This window comes from Moorena sp. SIO3I6, from assembly GCF_010672095.1.
The window spans coordinates 37,963-59,229 of sequence record NZ_JAAHHU010000011.1 but is presented as its reverse complement, the minus strand read 5'-3'; the positions used below and the strand labels follow the sequence as shown (position 1 = coordinate 59,229).

The 21,267-nt window shown below is 42.6% G+C and carries 21 protein-coding genes; 13 read left to right on the top strand and 8 right to left on the bottom strand.

Annotated elements, in window-relative coordinates; translation table 11 throughout:
• Positions 1-103: 103 nt before the first annotated feature.
• Positions 104-535 carry a hypothetical protein gene (locus tag F6K49_RS06335; protein WP_293095098.1) on the top strand — a complete coding sequence of 144 codons (432 nt, stop codon included), beginning with the start codon at positions 104-106 and terminating at the stop codon, positions 533-535.
• Positions 536-758: 223 nt separating this feature from the next.
• On the opposite strand, the gene F6K49_RS06330 is transcribed toward F6K49_RS06335, so the two are convergent.
• Positions 759-1,118 carry a sigma-70 region 4 domain-containing protein gene (locus tag F6K49_RS06330; protein WP_293028739.1) on the bottom strand — a complete coding sequence of 120 codons (360 nt, stop codon included), beginning with the start codon at positions 1,116-1,118 and terminating at the stop codon, positions 759-761.
• Between the two features lie 106 nt (positions 1,119-1,224).
• Complete coding sequence (locus F6K49_RS06325) at positions 1,225-2,292, bottom strand: serine/threonine-protein kinase (RefSeq protein WP_293028730.1); 1,068 nt, start codon at positions 2,290-2,292, stop codon at positions 1,225-1,227.
• 447 nt (positions 2,293-2,739) lie between these two features.
• Between F6K49_RS06325 and F6K49_RS06320 the strand changes: the two genes are divergently transcribed.
• The 7 genes from F6K49_RS06320 (at position 2,740) to F6K49_RS06290 (ending at position 9,994) form a co-directional block, all read left to right on the top strand.
• Complete coding sequence (locus F6K49_RS06320; protein WP_293095095.1) at positions 2,740-3,705, top strand: COP23 domain-containing protein; 966 nt, start codon at positions 2,740-2,742, stop codon at positions 3,703-3,705.
• Between the two features lie 36 nt (positions 3,706-3,741).
• A complete protein-coding gene (locus F6K49_RS06315; protein WP_293095092.1) occupies positions 3,742-4,398 on the top strand; it encodes a COP23 domain-containing protein in 657 nt (218 codons plus the stop codon).
• Positions 4,399-4,517: 119 nt separating this feature from the next.
• The gene (locus F6K49_RS06310; protein WP_293095089.1) at positions 4,518-5,066 is read left to right on the top strand and encodes a COP23 domain-containing protein; all 549 of its coding nucleotides are present in this window, start codon (positions 4,518-4,520) and stop codon (positions 5,064-5,066) included.
• The gene (locus tag F6K49_RS06305) at positions 5,067-6,053 is read left to right on the top strand and encodes a serine protease (RefSeq protein ID WP_366514137.1); all 987 of its coding nucleotides are present in this window, start codon (positions 5,067-5,069) and stop codon (positions 6,051-6,053) included.
• A gap of 53 nt (positions 6,054-6,106) precedes the next feature.
• Entirely contained in the window at positions 6,107-7,177 is a 1,071-nt protein-coding gene (locus F6K49_RS06300; protein WP_293095085.1) for a serine protease, read from the top strand.
• A 50-nt stretch (positions 7,178-7,227) separates the two neighbouring features.
• Positions 7,228-9,162, top strand: coding sequence for an iron uptake porin (locus F6K49_RS06295; RefSeq protein ID WP_293095081.1), 1,935 nt, complete (start codon positions 7,228-7,230; stop codon positions 9,160-9,162).
• A 13-nt stretch (positions 9,163-9,175) separates the two neighbouring features.
• Complete coding sequence (locus F6K49_RS06290; RefSeq protein WP_293095078.1) at positions 9,176-9,994, top strand: hypothetical protein; 819 nt, start codon at positions 9,176-9,178, stop codon at positions 9,992-9,994.
• Between the two features lie 125 nt (positions 9,995-10,119).
• Here the strand turns inward: F6K49_RS06290 and F6K49_RS06285 are convergent, their stop codons facing one another.
• From F6K49_RS06285 to F6K49_RS06275, 3 genes are all read right to left on the bottom strand, one after another.
• Entirely contained in the window at positions 10,120-10,470 is a 351-nt protein-coding gene (locus F6K49_RS06285) for a ribulose bisphosphate carboxylase small subunit (RefSeq protein WP_293019099.1), read from the bottom strand.
• 84 nt (positions 10,471-10,554) lie between these two features.
• Complete coding sequence (locus F6K49_RS06280) at positions 10,555-10,944, bottom strand: chaperonin family protein RbcX (RefSeq protein ID WP_293051483.1); 390 nt, start codon at positions 10,942-10,944, stop codon at positions 10,555-10,557.
• A gap of 81 nt (positions 10,945-11,025) precedes the next feature.
• Positions 11,026-12,456: a form I ribulose bisphosphate carboxylase large subunit gene (locus F6K49_RS06275; RefSeq protein ID WP_075902873.1), complete on the bottom strand. Its 1,431-nt coding sequence runs from the start codon at positions 12,454-12,456 to the stop codon at positions 11,026-11,028.
• Positions 12,457-12,947: 491 nt separating this feature from the next.
• Between F6K49_RS06275 and F6K49_RS06270 the strand changes: the two genes are divergently transcribed.
• Positions 12,948-14,081 carry a two-component regulator propeller domain-containing protein gene (locus tag F6K49_RS06270; protein WP_293095075.1) on the top strand — a complete coding sequence of 378 codons (1,134 nt, stop codon included), beginning with the start codon at positions 12,948-12,950 and terminating at the stop codon, positions 14,079-14,081.
• On the opposite strand, the gene F6K49_RS06265 is transcribed toward F6K49_RS06270, so the two are convergent.
• Positions 14,056-14,352, bottom strand: coding sequence for a hypothetical protein (locus tag F6K49_RS06265; protein ID WP_293095072.1), 297 nt, complete (start codon positions 14,350-14,352; stop codon positions 14,056-14,058). The two genes, F6K49_RS06270 and F6K49_RS06265, sit on opposite strands and share 26 nt — an antisense overlap.
• Here F6K49_RS06265 and F6K49_RS06260 point away from each other — a divergent pair.
• Positions 14,351-15,598 carry an RNA-guided endonuclease TnpB family protein gene (locus F6K49_RS06260; RefSeq protein WP_070394933.1) on the top strand — a complete coding sequence of 416 codons (1,248 nt, stop codon included), beginning with the start codon at positions 14,351-14,353 and terminating at the stop codon, positions 15,596-15,598. The genes F6K49_RS06265 and F6K49_RS06260 overlap by 2 nt on opposite strands.
• Positions 15,599-15,638: 40 nt before the next feature.
• On the opposite strand, the gene F6K49_RS06255 is transcribed toward F6K49_RS06260, so the two are convergent.
• Positions 15,639-16,364: a hypothetical protein gene (locus F6K49_RS06255; protein ID WP_293019094.1), complete on the bottom strand. Its 726-nt coding sequence runs from the start codon at positions 16,362-16,364 to the stop codon at positions 15,639-15,641.
• Between the two features lie 107 nt (positions 16,365-16,471).
• Between F6K49_RS06255 and cobU the strand changes: the two genes are divergently transcribed.
• Positions 16,472-17,077, top strand: a complete 606-nt coding sequence (cobU, locus tag F6K49_RS06250) for a bifunctional adenosylcobinamide kinase/adenosylcobinamide-phosphate guanylyltransferase (protein WP_293068854.1) — start codon at positions 16,472-16,474, stop codon at positions 17,075-17,077.
• 258 nt (positions 17,078-17,335) lie between these two features.
• On the opposite strand, the gene F6K49_RS53225 is transcribed toward cobU, so the two are convergent.
• Positions 17,336-17,650 carry a hypothetical protein gene (locus F6K49_RS53225; protein ID WP_366514135.1) on the bottom strand — a complete coding sequence of 105 codons (315 nt, stop codon included), beginning with the start codon at positions 17,648-17,650 and terminating at the stop codon, positions 17,336-17,338.
• 241 nt (positions 17,651-17,891) lie between these two features.
• Between F6K49_RS53225 and F6K49_RS06240 the strand changes: the two genes are divergently transcribed.
• Positions 17,892-18,602, top strand: coding sequence for an ABC transporter ATP-binding protein (locus tag F6K49_RS06240; protein ID WP_293046773.1), 711 nt, complete (start codon positions 17,892-17,894; stop codon positions 18,600-18,602).
• A 283-nt stretch (positions 18,603-18,885) separates the two neighbouring features.
• Positions 18,886-21,252 (top strand): ABC transporter permease, encoded by a 2,367-nt coding sequence (locus F6K49_RS06235; RefSeq protein WP_293095065.1) that lies wholly within the window; start codon positions 18,886-18,888, stop codon positions 21,250-21,252.
• The last annotated feature ends 15 nt before the right edge of the window (positions 21,253-21,267 follow it).

Below are 21,267 nucleotides of genomic sequence, written 5' to 3'. Positions count from 1 at the left end.
AATATTTTTGCCTAATGTTTCTTTCAGAGAAAAGATGGGAAACCTAATAGTGTGCAATTGTTAAAATAGTCCGAATCGGCTATTTTCTGTAGAGGTTAAAAGCATGAACATCAAACGATACCAGCTATCAATTATCAGTGCCTGTTTGTTTGCTCTCGTCAGCCCAACCGTTGGTTATTCCCAAGAAACTGAAACTATCCCTGAAGAGGCTGAGACTATTCCTCAAAAACCATTGACTATCCCTGAAGAGGCTGAGACTATTCCTCAAAAACCATTGACTATCCCTGAAGAAGCTGAGACTATCCTCCAAAACGCTGAGATTGGCTATACACCAGAGTTTGTAAATTTTTACATGGGGCAATGTGTTGGCACTAAGGGCTCAGAGGCTCAGGCATTTTGTCAGTGTACCATTGATAAAATTCAAGAAAAATACCCCTATGAAGAGTTTCTAAGTATTGGTCTAGAAATTACTGGTGGTGCGGAACCTCCTGAAGATTTCAATAAACTGATTAAGTCCTGTGAAGCTGATAACTAGTAATTAGGTAAGCTGTCAGCTATCAGCTGTCAGCTATCAGCTAATCAAGGGGAGGTAGTAAACAAGCTTACGGGCTGGTACGGCTGCTTGAAAATCTCTGCTAGTCTTACTGATCCGACCTCGTCGAGTTAAAGCCCCTGATAGCACCTCAAGTACCGTGCGCGTAGTGCATCAACTGATAGCTGATAGCTGATAGCTGAATACTTACATTAGTGATTAGACATCATTGGTGAAAATTAGCGATTAACCCTTGTGATGTCAAATTTCTGGCATTGCTGAGGGGCGGGATGAATATCAGTGGGGTGGGCATCCTGCCCGCCTGGGAATTGTAACGGGCAAGATGCCCGTTCCACAGCCAGATGCCCATTCCACCAAGATGCCCGTTCCACAGCCAGATGCCCATTCCATCAAGATGCCCATTCCACAAAATTATTAAAATCATGTAGATTTGACTCATGGGTTTGCGCCACAACCCTCTAGAGGTCTTCAGTTGACTTGCAATTTCCTGATATTCCATCTCACTCGCGAAACGTAGCAAGAAGATTTGCTCCTGATCTGGGGAGAGTTGATGCTGATGAGGGATGTTAACTAGGAAGGGATGAGACAGCCTTATTAAAGTTTAAAATTATTCTAATTTTTTTTGAGCCTTGAAAGAATAAAGAAAGTATAGGTTTTCTATATTCTGAGTTTCAACACCAGGGATCGCATGACCGAGGGACAGGAGGTTGTGTTGTATTGGGAACAATTGGTTCTTGTGGCTTTTCAGGACTTTGATCTTTTTTTTGTTTACCTTCTCCTGTTGGCTTGAAAACTAAAAAGAAAAAACCCAAAGCAAGGATAAAAGAAAACCAGCAAGCTAAAAGCATCGCCCCAAAATTAAAGTGTGGAGATGCGGGAGCTTTTGGATTTGGTTGAAGAGGCTTAAGTGTTATGGTTGGTTGTAGTTTCTCTGTAACCTCCTTAAGTGCTTCTAGTGCCTGAGTTGCACAGGAGTAACGCTCATCAGAGTTGTAGCGTACCATTTTATCTAAAACTGCTGCTAGTTCATTACTGACCTTGACTTGGTTATTATGCCAGATTATTTTGCCATTTTCATCCGATTGTAGGGGGTTGGGCAGTTCTCCTGTAAGTGCTTCGATTCCAATCATTCCCACTGCGTATAGATCACTACTGAGGTTAGGATGACCCTGATCTTGTTCAGGAGCCATATAGTCTGGTGTGCCAATCCTAACAGTCCCTGCTCTACGCTGGTTATCAGGTTGCCACTTTTTTACGGCTCCAAAGTCAATCAGAACCACTTTCTTATCTTGCTCACGTCTCATTAAGTTAGACGGTTTAATGTCGCGGTGGATAAGGTTATGCTGTTGAATAACTTCTAATGCCTGTAAAATTTGTTGTAAAAGCTCTATAACTCGTTTTTCCTGCCACTTTTCCCCTAAATTCAGTTCTTTACTTAGATCATGCCCTTGAATATATTCCTGAACTAAGTAGCGCTGATCGTTTTCTTCTAAATAAGCCATTATTTGCGGAATTAGGTCATTTTTGGCTAATTCTTGCAAAGTTTTTGCTTCTTCTTCAAATAATCGTTTGGCTATCTCCCACTCAGAGGCGTCGGTAGTCTCGGGCTTCAATTGTTTAACTACACAGTAGGGAGAGTCCAGTAAATGTCGATCTTTTGCTAACCATGTCTGACCGTATGTACCTTCGCCAAGTTTGTCGATAATGTGATAGCGTCCGCCTATCGTTGTTCCTAACATCAAATCCACCCTGTACTGTGTAAGTCTTGGTGTATTGATTTAGAGGCTATGAGCCGAGATTTCCGGAAGTATGTCAGTTTTGGATATACCTATTCAGGTAAGTTTGGCTGTAGCTTGCTTGGCCATAAGCGCTACGAAACCTAAAACCCAACATTGATCCAGGTGCTGGGTTACTCTTCGAGAAGGCTGACGCTCCTTAGGTCGCGATCGCTTGGCTTCACACCTACGTTCCAAAAACCCAGCCCACAAAGCTGATCTGCTCCCAGGTTGCCTCTATATCCCCTAAAACAACCTTACTAACTCTTTAATTTAAAAGTAAGTGAGCCTCTAAAAAGTAAAGAATTGTAAACTTTAGTTGCCGCTGATTCCAATCTAACTATATTATTACTCCCGAAGGTTGACGAAAGCTTTAGGTTAAACCCTTGTCAAATTTTCGGATATCTGCTCATGAAGAGCAACTTGTTCCATAGGATTACTACTGCTGCCATTACCGGAATTTCTCTTTTGGGCTTTGGGAAGACGGTTTGGGCAATTCAGGAGTTGCAATCTACTGAACCTGTTTGGGGAAGAATTAGCTTCACTGACACGCCCACTTGTCACTTGACTCAAGAAAAAATCTGTAATGAGTATCATTTCAAAACAATCTCAGGCTACGACATCGAATTAGAGGCAATTCCTGTTGCGGATTCTGGGGTTAATTTGAAGTTATATGTAGTTGATCCCAATGGCAGGTTGCTGAAATCGATTGATCAGGAGGGAGTAGGAAAGCGAGAAAAATTTAAGGATGATAATACGGCTGAAACAGGAACTTGGAGAATCTTTGTGTCTTCAGTTGATAACAGCCAAGGAGACTATCGAGTTGTTCTTAAGCTAACGGATAGCAAGGGTAGAGTTATTTTACCGAATTCTCCATCCTCTGAGGGCGAAGTTGTCAGTGTAAATCCTCCAACTGTAAGGTTTGCCTGTAACTATAACAAAAACGATAACAGTTATGAAGCCATTGCTATTTCTATCGCTAGTGGACAAAAAACAGCCCCTATTTTTGTTTGGCGAGATTATATATTTTATCAGAATTCATGGACACCAGAGCAACGCTGTTTTCATGTTACCAATAGGCTCAACAACTTTTATGCTCAAAATGACTACCAATTAAGAAAACTATATCTTACTAATGGTCGTCTTAATGGTTTGGGTGTCCTCTGTGTTGTGAATAGTGAGAAACAGCGCTGTATGAGTGATGGCAGCAATCTACTGTTAACTTTTGGGGAAAGATATCAAGATATTTTCCCAATTCTAATTCCTCAGAATCCTGGTGCTCCATATGTATTTAGATTAGGAGACTTCGTAGAAGAGTCTCTAACTTTAAATACCAGTCCTATCCAGTCTCCTAATCCTATTGATCCTTTCAAATAAAAGTTTTGTGTTTTTTAGTTGAATCAGTAATTTACCATGAAAATAAAATTTTTTGCTAAATATTTGCTTGCTAGTTTTGCCTTTTTTAGCTTTCTTTATCTAACAGGTACTTCTGTATTAGCTAATACTCGAAGAGCAGAATTTAAATGTCAGCCTAACTCAAATAATGGTCATGAAACAATTGCTGTTGCTGTTGAAACTGGAAAAAAAACACCACCAATAATTACTTGGGAAATCATGGAAGCACTAGACTGGCAACCTCAAGAACGTTGTGCAGTAGTTTCTCAGAGGCTTAATGATGCCTATGTTGAGTTTAACTACCAAATGAGGAAAATAATATTAGTACCTGGTATGCATAAACCTTTTCCTTTTAAAGATAGGAATTATTCTCTTCCTGTAATTTGCTATACTTCAAATCCTCAAGGCAGTTGTCAAAGTAACGGTGATAACATCCTGGTTACTATTCTGGGTGGAAAAACATTGCAAGATGCCAAAATAGCTCTTGGGACTCTAAAGAATCGTCTTGAGGATGCTGCTAATAGAAAAGGTGAAGATCAACCTCCTCTACGGCAAAGTGGGATTACTGAGATTACAATTCCCTTAGATCATCTAAACCTTGGAGTAGATATAGAGAGCTTTTTGGATCTTGGAATAGGAGATAGCCCTAGTGATTGGGAGGATCCTTTTCAATAGAAAAGTAATAAAAAATTAATTGAAATCAAAAAAGTCTTGACTAGGGGTTGAACTAAACTAAAGTCACTCTTTCGGTTGAGTTTGGTTCAATCTCTGCTAATATTCCAGTTTTCATGCTTATGTCTTTTACTCAACTGCTAGTTACCAGTCTTACCCTAGCCAGTGTAATTTCAACTAAGCAATCTGTATCTAGCAGAATCAATTTCGAGTGTATTAATTCAGACAAAGGTTATGCCACTATTGCTGTTAGCCCAAGTGGTAAACAAACCAATACTCTAATTCATTGGAACTTTAGCATCTTTGCTGACTCTTTTTCTAGTCAACAACAGTGCCAAGAAGTTACTAAACGATTAAACCTGATCGTAGCTAATCATCCAAATAAAATGTCAGACTTGTTACTGACGACTGACTTTATCAACGGTAAAGAAGTTATTTGTTGGGTTTACGATTTTAAATACACTTGCAAAGGCGACGGTAGTAATTTATTGGTTGTTCTTCCATCTGCTCAAGATCCAAAGATAGTTCTGAGACAGCTATTTGATATTCCTGATAATTTCTTATCAGTAGATATTCCCTTGCGATCTGCTCCTATTTATTTAAAGTTAGGAGCAACAATTGAAAGTCAATTAGCAGAATTAGACAATGTTAACTCTACCTCATTAATATAAATTACTTCTGAGGTTGAAAATCCTACAGATAAATTTGCTATTTATGATTCAACAATTGACGAATCCATACAAAAAAATGCTCTTCAAATAACTGTTCGTATTTTCACCCAGCTTGGAGCAGGTTCTGGAATTATTATAAAGCGTCAAGGACAAACTTATACTGTCTTAACTAATGCTCATGTAGCTGATGGCAGTTCTGATCAACAATATACAATTTTAACAGGAGATGGTCAGAGTCATCCAGCACGTCGGAAGAATCTTTCTAATTTTAAGGGCATTGATCTAGCTTTAGTAGAATTTATCAGTGATATCGACTACGAGGTTGCTGTTTTAAGGAATTCTGAAATCACAATTGGAGAACAGGTTTATGCCGTAGGATTTCCTAACTATATCTACAACTCAAAAGGCTCTATAGAAACTTTTGATTGGGGTTTAAGAGCATTTCATATAACAATAGGAACACTGGAAATGTTAATGTCAGAACCATCTTTACCTGAAGGTTATAAAATGGGTTACACTAATGAGGTCGAAGTAGGAATGAGTGGCGGCCCTGTTTTAGACTCTAAAGGTCAAGTTATTGGTCTGAATGGTCGAGGAAAATATCCGATTCAAGGAATAGAGATATTTGCTCTGACTGATGGCACATATCCTTCTCCTGAACTGTTCCATAAAATGAATGCTTTGAGTTCGGCAATTCCCATTAGTCTTTTTCAAGAAGGAACTAAAATATCTGGAAGTCTTACAGATATAAAAACTCAATCAGTTCAACCAAGCTATATCCCAACTATCGACTCTTTTACAGCAGTTTTAAATTGGGTTAGTTATAAACTCCTAGGTTTTAGGGACTTCGGAACAGGGAAGTCACAACAAGGAAGTCAGAACAGGAAAGAGGTAACAGGAAAAAAAATCTGTGTACCTCATAGTTATGAAAAACGCTGTATACAAGGAATCAACTTACCAACAGTAACAGTCGAAGCTGATGATTAAATTAGATTTAATTTATAGGTTTTAGACCAATAAATAAATGTGTGAGGATAACCATGAATCAATTCTATCGAATTTTGATACTATTATTAGGATTTTTTACAGCTTTATTTTTAATACTAATACCTAATTTTCAAGGTTTATCACAGACTCAAACTAAAGTGCTGAGTCAAAATGACATTGAAGCAATAGCTAAAATGACGGTGGTTTTTCATGGCCCAGATTTGAAATCACTTGATAGTCGAACAATTAAAGATTCCTTGTTTAAATCTAATTATTTACAAAAATACTTAGATAAATTTATAGGTTCAGGTGTCATTATAGCCAAAATTGTAGGCAAACGCAAACAAGATAATGTTTATTATGCGTTAACAAATGTTCATGTACTTGAGACACCTATATTGGACAGATGTGATTATATCCATAAAATTATTAGAGACTCAAAAAAATCATCAAAGGAACAAAGAGAGGGAGTTTATCCTGTGAACCCAATGTCTAAACAAAAATGCGACGATTATATTGAATCATTTGGTAATTATGATCCTAAAAAAAATTCTGATATAGATGGATTTGACTTAGCAATTATTAAATTTAAAAGTAAGCGTAATTACTTTACCGTATCTATAGATAATTCAGACAGTATTCAACAAGATGATAAAGTCTTTGTATTTGGCTTTCCAAGTGAGAAAATTTTAGAAAATTATGATAATAATAATGATAAGGATATTGATACTATCATGAAATCTACTTCTGGTACTGTAAAGTCGTTAGATGCTCCTCAACCAGATGGAGGCTACGATTTTGCTTATACAAATCCAACAGTCCAAGGTATGAGCGGTGGACTTGTACTTAATGAGCAAGGTTATTTAGTAGGTATTCATGGGAAAGGAATTACAAATAAACCAAAAGATGGGGGCCAAGGAATCAGAATCAAGCACTTTCTTGAACTCATTGGTCAAGGCAATTCACTTATCAGCCTATCAGACTTAAACTTTGACCCACCTAGTCAGGAGTTGATTGATGAGGGGAAAGAAAATGATGGTGTTATTGAGAATATTAATGAGATTTTATTCTTATGTCCTGAAATTGAAAATAAAACACCATCATTTATGGAAACAGAGAGATAAAGTTTTGAATCAACCGATATTTTACCTTTTTTCAGTGTGCAGGAGTGACCATGAAAACTCAAAAACTCTTACTCCTTTTCCTATCAGGAGTAACCGGATTGCTATTAACTGCCCCCAAAACCTGGGCACTAACCGACAATTTACAACCTGGAAGCTGGTCTTACGAAGCCTTGAGAGAACTAGTTGAATTTTCTGGCTGTACCACGGACAAGAGCGCCTTTGTAAACAATGAAGCCTTAACCCGTTCTGAATTTGCTGCTATCTTAAGTGCTTGTCAACAGCATATCGCCCAAACTTATAGCGCCGTATCAGAAGACGCAGTTATTCAACATCACCGAGCCAGACTAGAACGACTGCTTAAGGATTTTGATGCAGAACTGGGTATAGTCTTATTAGACAAGATCGAGAGTGTTAATACAACAACAACAACCAACCCAGTCAGTCCCAGGGTTGATCAACTCAGCGAAGCCACATCAACAGTTCCAGAACTACCAGAACAATCAACATCCCTGGAACCATCACCTGAAATTGATGGCACAGCCATGACTCAGGTAACCAATATTGTCCAACTCCAAGATGTGCAACCGGGGGACTGGGCATTTGAAGCACTACGAAATTTAATAGAACGCTATGGTTGTATTGCCGGATACCAAGATAGGACTTTTCAAGGCAACCGAGCCTTAACTCGCTATGAATTTGCCGCAGGTTTGAACGCCTGTATGGAACAGATTGAGAGACTGGTTGCGGTTGAAAGTGCTAATCGTATTTCTGAAGAAGATTTAGCCACATTACAACAATTAGCTAATCAATTTGACCCAGAATTAGCCCAACTAAAAACACGGGTAGATAACCTAGACAGTCGAGTTGCTTTCCTAGAGGAGCATCAGTTTTCCACCACTGTCAAATTTGGAGGAGAAGTTATTTTTGGCCTAGCTGCTGCTGAAGGAGGCAATCCACCAGGCACAGGAGATGCTAACACTGTTCTTAATTATCTTGCCCGCATTGGAACTGTTGCTTCATTCACAGGCAGAGATCGTCTGCGTATTGTTTTAGCTTCCGGTAATTTCGATGATGGTGGTTTTGCCAACCCCAATGTACTCAATACTTTTGCCGCCTTACTGTCTTACCAAGACGATCTCGATAATGATGTGGTTTTAGATAGCTTAGAATACCGCTTTGCCATTAGTGACCGAGTTGTCTTTACTATAAAACCAGTCGGTTTTAGTTTAGGTAGTGTCCTTACTGCTAATAGTCCCTTCTTGGATGTGGGTATAGGTTCTATCTCTCGTTTCGGCGAAGCCAGTCCACTTTTCAAAATTGGCGCTCTCGATGCGGGGGTTGGTTTAGACTGGTTTGTAGCAGATCCACTCCGTTTACAAGTTGCTTACGGAACCCGGAATAGCAGTAGCCCTAGTGAGGGTTTTATTAGTCCAGATCATAGTGCTTTAGGAGTGCAATTATTGTTTACCCCAGCCAATAACATGGCGGCTGGACTACACTATATTAATGCCTACGCCAATGATGGTCAGTTAAATACTTTCGCAGGTAGCTTTAACGCTGATACTTCTAGTCTACTGCTTCAAGAAACTCAGACCCATGCTGTGGGCGGTAGTTTACAGTGGCGTTTTACTGATAACCTTACCTTTGCGGGTTGGGGAGGATATACCTTCACTAATGCTTTGGCATCAGATGATTTTGCTAATGCCAGCACTTACTTGCTTTCCTTAGCCTTTTCAGATCCCTTTGGTCAAGAAGGAAGTTTACTAGGCTTAATCATTGGTCAACCTCTAAAATTAGAGAACGGCAATGGTTTACTTTTAGGAGAAGATAACGCCACTTCAATTCACTATGAAATTTTCTATCGCCACAAATTTAGCAACAATATCTATATTACTCCAGGATTTTTTATGGTTACTGATCCTGGACATATAGAAGAAAACAACGATATTTATATCGGTGTACTCCGTGCCACTTTTCGTTTCTAAAACAGGATAGCTTATGTTAAAACTGCACAAATATTCTTGGCAATTTATTCGACAAGCTTTTTTAGTCGGAATATGCTTTTACGGTTTCAATAGTACTTTGGGCAATATTGTCAAAGCAGACGAGGTACACAGCAATAACCGAACTTGTACCAACAATAGGGTTGCTCAAGCTGACTCAACCAACCCTTCTGAAACAGAACAATCACAACCACCAGAAGGAATAATAGACATAGACTGTCGTCGGGATATCCGAAAAATAAAATCTTTCTTACAAAATGCTCTCAATGGAGTCAGTGACCCTCTGCTTGATCGAGGAAGCACAGATACCCAAATTGGCACTGCCTTAAGACCAGGTATCAATGCTGATGCCATTCTTAATGTTAATGTTAATAACCCTGCTGGTGGTGTAACTAATCCCATCTCTTTCGAAAGTCTTCGCTCTCCTAGTGCTGCACCTATGATGATCAGTTTTCCGGGTCAGCTTGATGCTCTAGGAAACTTTACTTTTAATGTTATGGACCCTGTCGTTTCGTCGTCCATGGGTGGGGCTCATATTGGTGGGTTGCCCGATTCTGTGTTTACTTTCAACGTTGGAACTACAGAATTTACTGCTAACCAATCCTTGGATGTCAGAAACAACTTTGTCAGAGCAATTTCAGAATCACCAGACGAAAACCAAACAGTATTCCGGATGCTTGGTATTGTCATCAATCCTGATGATTCCTCTAGCGTTACTTCTGCTGGAGTTACTCCTGAGAGTGTTCCTACCGGTCAAGTGCCAATAATTTCTCTTCCTGGAGGTGTGATGAGAGGTTCTATGCCAGATCGATAATCAGGGTAAGCGCCAGAAAAATGGCCAATTATTAATTGTTAGTTGCCATTTTTATTGTGCCAGCCCCCCGAGGGTGATCGGGGGGCTAATAATAATATTTCAGGCAAGCATCAATGCCTTAGCCTTTAGTAGTAACGGCTGCGGCTAACACCGTCATTGGGCTTGTGAATGATGAAGCTGAGAACTTGGCACTGCTTAACGTTATCAAAACCTACAACTCGGATATAGCACTCGCGGTATTCAGAGCGACACTCATCCACTTCCGCTAGCACATCTTTAGGTGAGGTAGCCTTGAACAAAGGCAGTTTCCATAATGTCCAGTAGTAAGTCTCTGGTTCAGAGGTTTCGTTGAACTCAATCGCAGGGATGTAACCTTCCGCTAAGATGTACTCCACTTGCCGCATAATCTGAGCGTCACTCAGGGGGGGTAAGTAGGAAAGGGTTTCGTAACGACGCTCTTTTGGTAATGTTTTCATAGATTTTGATTCTTTGTTTGATTCTCTGTTGAAGTATAGGTATGAAATTTGGGGGATAGTAGATCACTTCATCGGTTGAACCAATTAGGTGTCCGAATCAGTTTTCTGCTCAGAATTAGTTGGGTTATCTGGAATAGTGAATTGCGTGATGCGTTCAAGATGCTGACGCCGATGTTCTATATTCGACTGCTGGATACTGGTGCAAACCATTTCAGGTAAGAACTCGGCCACTTCGTCTGCGATATGTTGCCGCACAGTCATAATCCGCAACGCTAATTCAGGTTTAGCCCGCAGTAATTCCTCAAGATAAGCGTCTCCATCTTGGATACTTTGTTGTGAGGAAAAAGACTGTAGCCAAAGCGCTCGGGGAGGGTCGGTTTCTCTTAACTGGTTTACCACTGTCCGCAGTGCTTGATAGGTCATATAGCTAGCCAGCACCTTGGCTGTATCTTTCGCAACTCGTTTTAAATCCATGGTTGAACCCAGTCTTTTAGAAAAAGTTATGAAGTCTAAAGTATGACGTTTCATACTTCAAACTTCACACCTCAAACTGCATCAGACGGTATCCATTGCCTCGAACTCGAACTTGATTTCCTTCCACAGTTCGCAAGCAACTGCCAACTCAGGACTCCACTTAGCAGCTTCCCGGATAATGTCACCACCTTCACGCATCAGGTTACGACCTTCGTTACGAGCTTGGATACAAGCTTCTAGAGCTACCCGGTTTGCAGTAGCACCAGGAGCATTACCCCATGGGTGACCTAGAGTACCACCACCGAATTGTAGGCAGGAATCATCACCAAAGATTTCTACTAGCGCAGGCATGTGCCAAACGTGAATACCACCAGAAGCCACTGGCATTACACCAGGCATGGAAGCCCAGTCTTGAGTGAAGTAAATACCCCGTTCGCGGTCTTGCTCAATGTGGTCTTCCCGCATCAGGTCAACGAAGCCCATGGTGATACCTTTTTCACCTTCAAGCTTACCGACTACAGTACCGGAGTGGAGGTGGTCACCACCGGACATGCGTAAGCACTTAGCCAAGACGCGGAAGTGCATACCGTGGTGTTTCTGACGGTCAATCACAGCGTGCATAGCGCGGTGGATGTGCAGCAGAACGCCATTATCACGGCACCAACGAGCCAGAGTGGTGTTGGCGGTAAAGCCACCAGTGAGGTAGTCGTGCATGATGATGGGCATGTCCAGGGACTTAGCAAACTCAGCCCGCTTCATCATCTCCTCACAGGTGGGAGCAGTGACGTTGAGGTAGTGACCTTTGATTTCCCCAGTTTCAGCTTGGGATTTGTGGATTGCTTCTGCTACGAACAGGAAGCGATCGCGCCAGCGCATGAAGGGCTGGGAGTTAATATTTTCGTCGTCTTTGGTGAAGTCCAGACCACCGCGCAAGCACTCATATACTGCACGACCGTAGTTCTTAGCGGATAGACCTAGCTTGGGCTTAATGGTACAACCAAGCAAAGGACGACCATACTTATTCAGCTTGTCCCGCTCTACAACAATTCCGTGGGGAGGTCCTTGGAAGGTCTTGAGGTAAGCAATGGGAATCCGCAAGTCTTCTAAGCGCAGTGCTCGCAGAGCTTTGAAACCAAACACGTTACCCACGATGGAGGTCAGCATGTTGGTGACTGAGCCTTCTTCAAACAGATCCAGTGGGTAGGCAATAAAGCAGATGAACTGGTTGTCTTCCCCACGTACTGGTTCGATGTCGTAGCAACGACCTTTGTAACGGTCTAGGTCAGTCAGCAAGTCAGTCCAAACTGTTGTCCAGGTACCCGTAGAAGACTCAGCTGCAACCGCTGCACCGGCTTCTTCCGGAGGTACACCAGGCTGCGGTGTTACGCGAAACGCTGCCAAAATATCCGTATCTTTTGGAGTATAATCTGGCGTATAATAGGTTAATTTATAGTCTTTTACACCGGCATCGTAGCCAGCTTTTGTCTGAGTACTGGTTGATGAGTAAGACATGCGTTGCTTCCTTAGGAACTACTGAATGTTGCTATCGCTAGAATAGATTTTCTTTTCTTAGTGTTGTGTGTTGCTCCTAGCTAAGAGAACAAACAACCCATCTAGGCTTGTTTTCTAAGCCTGAAGAAGGGCACAACACCGATTCCACAATCACCTGTTTGTGGCTAATGTTGGGGATTACCTGTAGCTTTACTTACTAACCCGACCGCTCCGCTGATTGCTCCAGGGTTGCTAGTGGGTCAAGTCGCTAAGGCAATTCAGAATTTCTTAATCATTTTGAAATATACCAGGTAATTGGATCACTTGAACCTCAAATATTCTTTAGGAATGTATCAGCTCCTCTTATAACGTGACGAAATGTAAATATTTATCACATTTTTGTAACAAAAACGATAAAATTGACTATAATAGGTTCCTTGACAAGGTTGGGCAGCGGGGCTTGTGACAGTAATTCCTGATCAACAAAAGACTTAATCAAGATGCTGAAAATAATGGCATGCTTAACTAACCGTATCGGCCTGGTAGTCAGTGCTACACTGCTGGGGCAAATCTTACCTGTGTCAATCCCAGACAGTGAGCCAAACAACTATTTATCATATTTTTCAACAGCGATCGCTCAGACACAGTTATCCACTAACTCGGTAAATAAAGAGGTATCCCCCCCCACCTCCGGGGGAAACCCTCCGCCTCCCACTAGACCTTTGCCTGATCAACGCCTCAGGCAAGAAACCCAGCCCCTGCCAGCAGATTTTCGGGTGTCTGCCTTGCAACCGGATTTTACTGGTGAGCTTTGGGTGGGCTCTTGGCTAGGATTAACTAGAATTGACCCTAATACTGGAAAAATCCGCACTCGCCTCAGTCTGCCGAATTACACTGTTGGTGCTATAACTCAAGACCGGGTAGGGCGGATTTGGGTAGGAACCTATGAAGGACTATTGCGTATAGACCCTCGTAATAATGAAATTAATGCCCAAAACTTTACCTTACCGTCTAATAATGTGTTGTCCCTATTGATTGACACTCGTGGCTATCTTTGGGTGGGAAGCGATCGCGGTCTGGCTCTGATTAGCCCTGACCAGGGATTGTTGATGACAACGTTACAAGAATTACCTGGTGTCAGTGCCAATGCTCTGACTCTAGATGAAGAGGGTCAGCTGTGGGTGGGGACTCTAGAAGGGCTAGTGCGAGTCGATACTGCTAGTGCTTTTGTGATTGCTCGCATCAAGGATTTACCAGGAAACACGGTACAAACCTTGACCAGAGGACCGGAGGGAATGCTATGGGCTGGCACTCCTAATAGTTTACTGGTGATTAACCCAGACACTTACGAAGTGTTCAGGTCTGTAACTCCCCTAAGAGGACGTAATGTCACTGCTGTGCAGTTTGATCTAGATGGTAATGTTTGGGTTGGTACGGATAATGGCTTATTTAAAATTAAACGAGACAGTGGAGAAGTTTTGGCTAAACTAGGCAAGCTACCTTCTAGTCGTATTCTGGCATTAGCTCCTAATACTGGTAACAAGTTGTGGATCGGAACTTCGGAAGGACTAGCTTGGGTGAGCATGAGTACAGGTCGCATCGAACCCCATTTGGGCTTTGTTAGAGAGATTCCAGGTAGTTTTTAGCTTGGGAAGCATCGGCTCTAATTGAGTAAACCCTAAGTGAGTGCGATCGCGTTCGCGCAGCGTCGGCTTTGCCGAAAGCGTGACCAAAGGTCAATCGCAAAAAAAAATTGACGCTCCCATCAGCAGCTTTGATTAACCTTTTTTCACGGAATTCCCCATCCTTCTTCAGGGTGGGGATGGATAGGGAGGGCGTTGCTAAGCCAATTATTTTTAGTATTTGAGATTTTAACACTCGTGCGGCTGTGTGGTAAAATCCGGTTATGCTTACCATGAACTACACTTACCGTATTTATCCAGACCTGCACCAATCGGCAACAATGCTCGAATGGCTGGAAACGTCGCGCCAGGTTTATAACCGTGCATTGGGCGAACTTAAGGACTGGATCAACTCCCGTAAGTGTTTGATGGATAGGTGTTCATTGAATCGGGAATACATTATTCCCGCCGACGTCCCTTTTCCATCTTATCATCGTCAGCAAAATGATTTGCCTAAATTGAAACAGACCTGGCCAGACCTCAAGAATGTTTATTCTCAAGTGTTGCAAACTACGATTCGGAGGTTGCATGACACATGGAAAGCATTTCAAAAACGTGGTTTTGGATTTCCAAGGTTTAAGAAGTTTGGACAATTCAAGTCTTTCTTGTTTCCACAGTTCAAAGACAACCCAATTAATGGCTTTGAAATTAAACTGCCCAAGATTGGAAGTATCCTAATTAGCTATAGTCGCCCAATTCCAGATGGATTTAAAGTCAAGCAAGTAAGGGTGTTGTCTAAGGCTCGTGGAACCCAATGGTATGTAATTGTTTCGATTCAATCTCAAGTGTCGATTCCCGATATTTCTGTTCATGGTAGAGCGATTGGCATTGACTTGGGATTGGAGCGATTCGCCACCACATCTGATGGCAACTTTTTTGAACGTCCTAAGTTTTTGAAGTCTCAATACAGCAAGCTGAAATTGCTGCAACGTCGAGCCGCACGAAAACAAAAGCGTTCTGCTAACTGGGAAAAAGCTCAAATCAAGGTGGCGCGATTGCATAATGAGATTACCGCCAAGCGCAAAGACTTCCATTACAAAACGGCACATAACCTTTGTGACCAAGCTCAAACCATTTTTGCAGAAGACCTGAATACAGTTGGACTCAACCGAGGGATGCTCCGCAAAGAGTGTATTGATGCATCCTTTGGGGCGTTTCTTTCTCGCCTGGAATGGGTGTGCTGGAAACGGGGGGTATTTTTTATGCGAGTCAATCCCAACGGTACAAGTCAAACCTGTCCAAGTTGCGGCGCAACTGTGGGTAAGCCCCTTGGGGAAAGGGTTCATCATTGTCCTGAATGTGGATACCAGACTCATCGCGATCATGCGGCTGCCGAGATGGTGTTATGGCGTGGAGTAAACTCAGTACCCGTGGGCAATCGGGGAATGGAAACTGCCTGTGCAGGCGTACTAGCGGGGGCTCAAACCTCTAGCCAAGTGCCGAAATCCCGCCAGGGAACAACCAGGAACTCCAAGAAGTGATTCTTCGGAATCCCCATCCCTCTATAGGGTGGGGAGGATGTCAAGGCCTATTTAGCTGAGAGTGCATCACAGTTAATGTTTCTGCTAGTTGACTAAGGCGATCTTCGAGGTATTTTTTCCGAATTAACAGTTGTCGCAGTTTTTGATAACGAGCGATTGCCATGCTCACACTGGGAACCTGATCTGCTGGACAAGACCTTGACCAAGATTGACCCTGCTCATCCAAGCCACAAAGACGGTAACCAGTACGAGGAGATTGATACGTAACATTAGTATTCGATACCTCAACCCCTTCATCCACATAGTCCATCATCCGGTCACCATGGGCTAGTCTTACGGTTCCTATGGCATCTTGGGGTTGACTCGCTTGAGACTCTAACCAGCCATCAACAATTGGTCCTTCTAAGTATAGGTCTTGAATTTGCCGGAGGATTTTGTGCAGTTCCTGCTGCCAACCCAGAACAATTCCCTCAATGTCTTGCAACAGATTCATGGCCAAAGCTGGATTAGCACCATGGCGATGGTTTCCCAGTTTAGGGTATTTCAATCTAGGCAGAGTCGGTATCTTCTGTTCATCCTGGCGAGTAGGGAACGGTTGTACTGCCATAGAGAAAGAAGGTTCCTTTTTATTTCTACGACTTACTACACCTGCTTGTTGGTGATTAGTTTGATCAGCCACAGCTGGGGATGGTTTTGATGAATCAGTGGCACTAGCTTTTGCTAACTGATTTAGTGTTGTCTCGATCCGTCGCAATTTTGATTTCATGAAGACTGATTTGAGGAAATATAGTTGATTTCAAGGGGGAAGATGCCCATTATTGAACTATAAGCTTTATTAATTTTCGCGCAATGGCAATATAACTCCCAATAGCCTTGAATAGTACCAAATTTACCAGTACCAAATTGAGCACTAATTTAATTTTAGTCACCGGACCATCCAGGTCTGGCAAAAGCGAGTGGGCAGAAACCCTGGCGATGCAGACTGGGAAATCGGTAATATACGTTGCTACTGCCACAACCAACCCGGATGATCCAGAGTGGCTGGCCCGGATTGAAAAACATCAGCAGCGACGCCCCAGTTCGTGGACAACCCTTTTGGTACCACTGGACTTGGCAGGAACAATTACCAACTATTCTGACATCAATCACTGCCTGTTAGTAGATTCTCTAGGAACCTGGGTTGCTAATTGCTTAGAACAGAATGATACGATTTGGCACCAAACGTTACAAAGCTTATGGAATAGTTTGAGCAAAGTTAAAGGTTCTGTAATTTTTGTTGCAGAAGAGGCTGGCTGGGGAGTGGTGCCAGCTTATCCTATGGGTAGGGCGTTTCGCGATCGCTTGGGAAATGTGGTGCGTCATTTGGGGCACTTGGCTAACCCAGTCTACTTAGTCACCGGTGGTCATGTGCTTAATCTCAGTACTTTGGGTCAACCATTACCCTATAATGGTACTGTTGGCCAATCACCTCAAACCTAATCCAATCCATGGCAAGAGGGGGAAGAGACCAGCAGTGGGGATTAAAAATAACTCCTAACAAATAACTACTAACAAAGCCATGGCATCTGAACAACAAGTCAAACGCTATCTCACCTACTGGTTCCAGTTAGGCAAAAAAGTTGTGATGCACAATGGTTTTTTAGCTATGCAGCCACAATCACTTACAAATGGCAAGCACTACAGCCAAGAATTTGAAACGATTTGGCAGCTAGCTATTTCACCAGAGACTGGTGATTGTTACCTGGAAGGAACTGATGAAACAATTGCGGATTTATTAACACCCAAGTGGGATATACTGCCTTGTTCCCGTTGTGATATGCCTTGGGGAAGGGGGAATGGGGAATGGGTAAGCGGGAATGGGGGATCGGGAATGGGGATTCGGGAATCGGGAATCAGGAATGTGGAATCGGGAAGCGGGAATCGGGAATCGGGAATCGGGAATCGGGAATCGGGAATCGGGAATCGGGAATCGGGAATCGGGAATCGGGAATCGGGAATCGGGAATCGGGAATCGGGAATCGGGAATCGGGAATAGTAGACAATAATTATCACAATTTATTTAGAAATTATATCTAGTCATTACTATTGAAATAATTAATCATGACTTAGAGCAATTTGTAGATATTTTAATTATAAAAATGAATGGAATAAAAAAGATTAATTAAATTTTGAAATTGGCAATAATAAATAACTTAGGTTGAATGCTAAATACTCTATTACCTGTTCCTTGTTCCCTGTTACCTGTTCCCTAAAAACCTAGAAATACGTACTTAATAAAGTCGCCAACCGCTATATGAACAATGAACCTATTTTTAAAGTGCGTGACGTGACTAAAACCTATCAGATGGGGGAGGTGAATGTTCAGGCACTAAAATCAGTTACTATTGACCTCTATGCAGGAGAATTTGTAGTCTTGCTTGGTCCGTCTGGAAGTGGCAAGTCCACTCTGCTGAATATTCTCGGAGGACTTGATGTTCCTTCCTTCGGACAAGTCAAATTCTATAATCGTGATCTATCAAGTGCTGATGATCGTGCTCTTACCCGCTTTCGTCGGGAGTGCGTGGGTTTTGTGTTCCAATTCTACAATTTGATTCCCAGCTTGACGGCTCAGGAAAATGTTGCTCTGGTGACCGAAATTGCTCCTCGTCCGATGCGTCCTCGGGAAGCTTTGGGACTAGTGGGACTAGCCCATCGCCTTAACCATTTTCCGGCTCAATTATCTGGGGGTGAACAACAACGGGTTGCGATCGCTCGTGCTATTGCCAAACGTCCTCAAGTGCTCCTATGTGATGAACCAACCGGAGCGTTAGACTTTCAGACCGGTAAGCTAGTATTAAATGTATTGGAGCGAGTGAATCAGGAATTGGGAACAACTACTGCTGTAATTACTCACAATGCTGGAATTGCGGCTATGGCAGATCGGGTGATTACCATGCGTAGTGGTGAGATTATTAGTGTACATGGTAATCAGACTAAGATTGCTCCTGAGGATTTAGACTGGTAAGTGAACGATTGAGTACGTTAAGAATTAAATCAAATTACTTCGCTCGATAGAAAACGGGAGGTATAAAAGAACTAGGGGGAGTCACAAAGTAAGAGGTGTTAGCTATGATAGCAATATTATTAACAACTTTCTTAGTTTGTTTTCTGTTTGGTTTGACGTTAGTGTGTGAAGCTTTGTTTTACAAAGAAGAGAAGCAGTTATAAAAAATCCGCCAATCTTTTGAAACCCATTACAAGGCACTAGTTTTAAGCTGATTGGCTCTTGAAGTTGGTCTTACACTTCCATGAATTCCCTAGACCGTAAACTCTTACGTGACCTATGGCAATTGCGAGGTCAGGTAATAGCGATCGCATTAGTAGTAGCCTGTGGCATTGCTAGCTTCGTTCTAGCCAGGAGTGCGTATAGCTCTTTGCGACTAACCCAAGACACATATTACAACCGCTACCATTTTGCCCAAGTTTTCGCTTCCCTCAAACGCGCCCCAGAAACCCTCAAAGCCCAAATTGCTGCTATTCCCGGTATTGCCCAAACCCAAACTCGGATTGTGGTTGATGTCACCCTTGATGTCCCTGGTTTAACAGAACCAGCCACAGGAAGACTAATCTCAATTCCTGAGCGTCGTATTTCCATACTCAATGACTTATTTATTCGTCAGGGTCGCTATATTGAACCAGGACGAGGAGACGAAGTACTCGTAAGTGAAGCTTTCGCCCAAGCCAATCAACTCAACTTGGGTGATACCATGGGTGCCATTATTAATGGACGTTGGGAAAAATTGCGAATAGTAGGAAAGGCGCTATCACCAGAATACGTTTATGAAGTGCGAGGTGCTGGAGAAATCTTCCCAGATAATCGGCGATTTGGAGTGGTTTGGATAGGTCGGGAAGCCTTGGGTAAAGCCTTCGACCTTGATGGTGCCTTTAATGATGTCACCCTTTCGTTAAGTCCAGGAGCTCAAGAAAGGGAAATTATTAGCCGTTTGGATCGATTACTGGAACGCTATGGTGGGTTAGGTGCTTATGGAAGGGAAGATCAGTTATCCCATCAAATCCTAGCAGATGAACTCAGCAGTTTGGAAGTTTCTGCTACCTTTATGCCTTCGATTTTTTTAGCGATCGCATCTTTCCTACTGCATGTTGTCCTCTCTCGCCTGATCGGAACCCAACGGGAGCAAATTGCTGTGCTCAAAGCCTTTGGTTACAGTAACCTAACCATCGGTATCCATTATCTTAAATTTGTCCTTGCCATTGTCAGTGTAGGAGGTATCCTTGGCACCCTAGTTGGTCTTTGGCTTGGTAATGGACTAACCCAACTTTATGCTGAATTTTATCGCTTTCCCCTACTACGCTATAACGTCAGCTCAGACTTAGTCGCCACCGCAATCTTAGTCAGCTTTACCGCAGCAGCAATTGGTGGACTAATGGCGGTACGTCGGGCAATTTCCCTTCCTCCAGCCCAAGCCATGCGTCCCGAACCCCCAGCTGAATTCAAACCTACCATTATTGAACGGCTAGGTCTACAGCAGTTTTTCTCCCCTGCCGGTCGCATTATCCTACGTAATTTGGAACGCAAGCCCATCCAAGCTTTCCTATCCATTATGGGAATAGCTGTTGCTGTAGCAATTCTCCTGACTGGGTTTTACATGGGAGATGCACTGACATACCTGATGGATTTTCAATTCCGCCAAGTGCAACGGGAAGATCTCACCATTATCTTTAATCAACCCCGTCCCGCACGTACCCGTTACGAAATCACTCACTTACCAGGAGTTATTCGTTCCGAACCCTTCCGCATCGTACCAGTACGTTTACGCTTTGACCATCATACCTATCGCAGTGCTTTAACTGGAATCGACCCAGCCGGAGAATTCCGCCGTCTGATAGACAAGAATTGGTACACCGTGCATCTACCCCCAGACGGAGTTGTCATGACTACCAAACTAGCCGAAATCCTAGGTGTTACTCCTGGAGATACCCTAACCGTGGAAGTCCTGGAAGGAAGCCGTCCCGTGCGTCAAGTTCCTGTAGTCGGCTTGGTGGATGAACTCCTCGGTGTCTCAGCATATATGGATATCCATGCCCTCAACCGACTGATGCGAGAAGGACAAACTATTTCTGGTGCTTACCTCTCCGTTGATCCTCACCTTGCTAGTCAGCTTTACTATCGCCTCAAACGTCTACCCGCCATTACCGGTATTGCCACCCGTGAAGCCAGCCTAGAAAGCTTTGAGGAAATTAGTGCTAAAAATCTGCAAGTCTTTACAGCAGTACTAGTAATTTTTGCCTGCATTATTACCTTCAGCGTAGTCTATAACTCAGCACGGATTGCCCTATCAGAAAGAGGACGAGAATTAGCCAGTCTCAGGATTATGGGATTCACTCGTGCTGAAATTGCCTTTATTCTCCTAGGTGAACAAGTTATTCTTACCCTACTCGCCCTTCCTATTGGTTTTGGACTGGGATACGGTTTAGCTGCTTTAATGTCTCTTGCCTATAATTCTGAACTTTACCGTTTTCCCTTAATTATTACTAAAGATACCTATGCTTTTACATTTGTTATCGTAATAGTAGCAGCATTCTGTTCTGGGTTAATTATCCGTAGACAGCTGAATCGTCTGGACTTAATCGCTGTTTTGAAAACCAGGGAATAAGCATCAACATCGTGA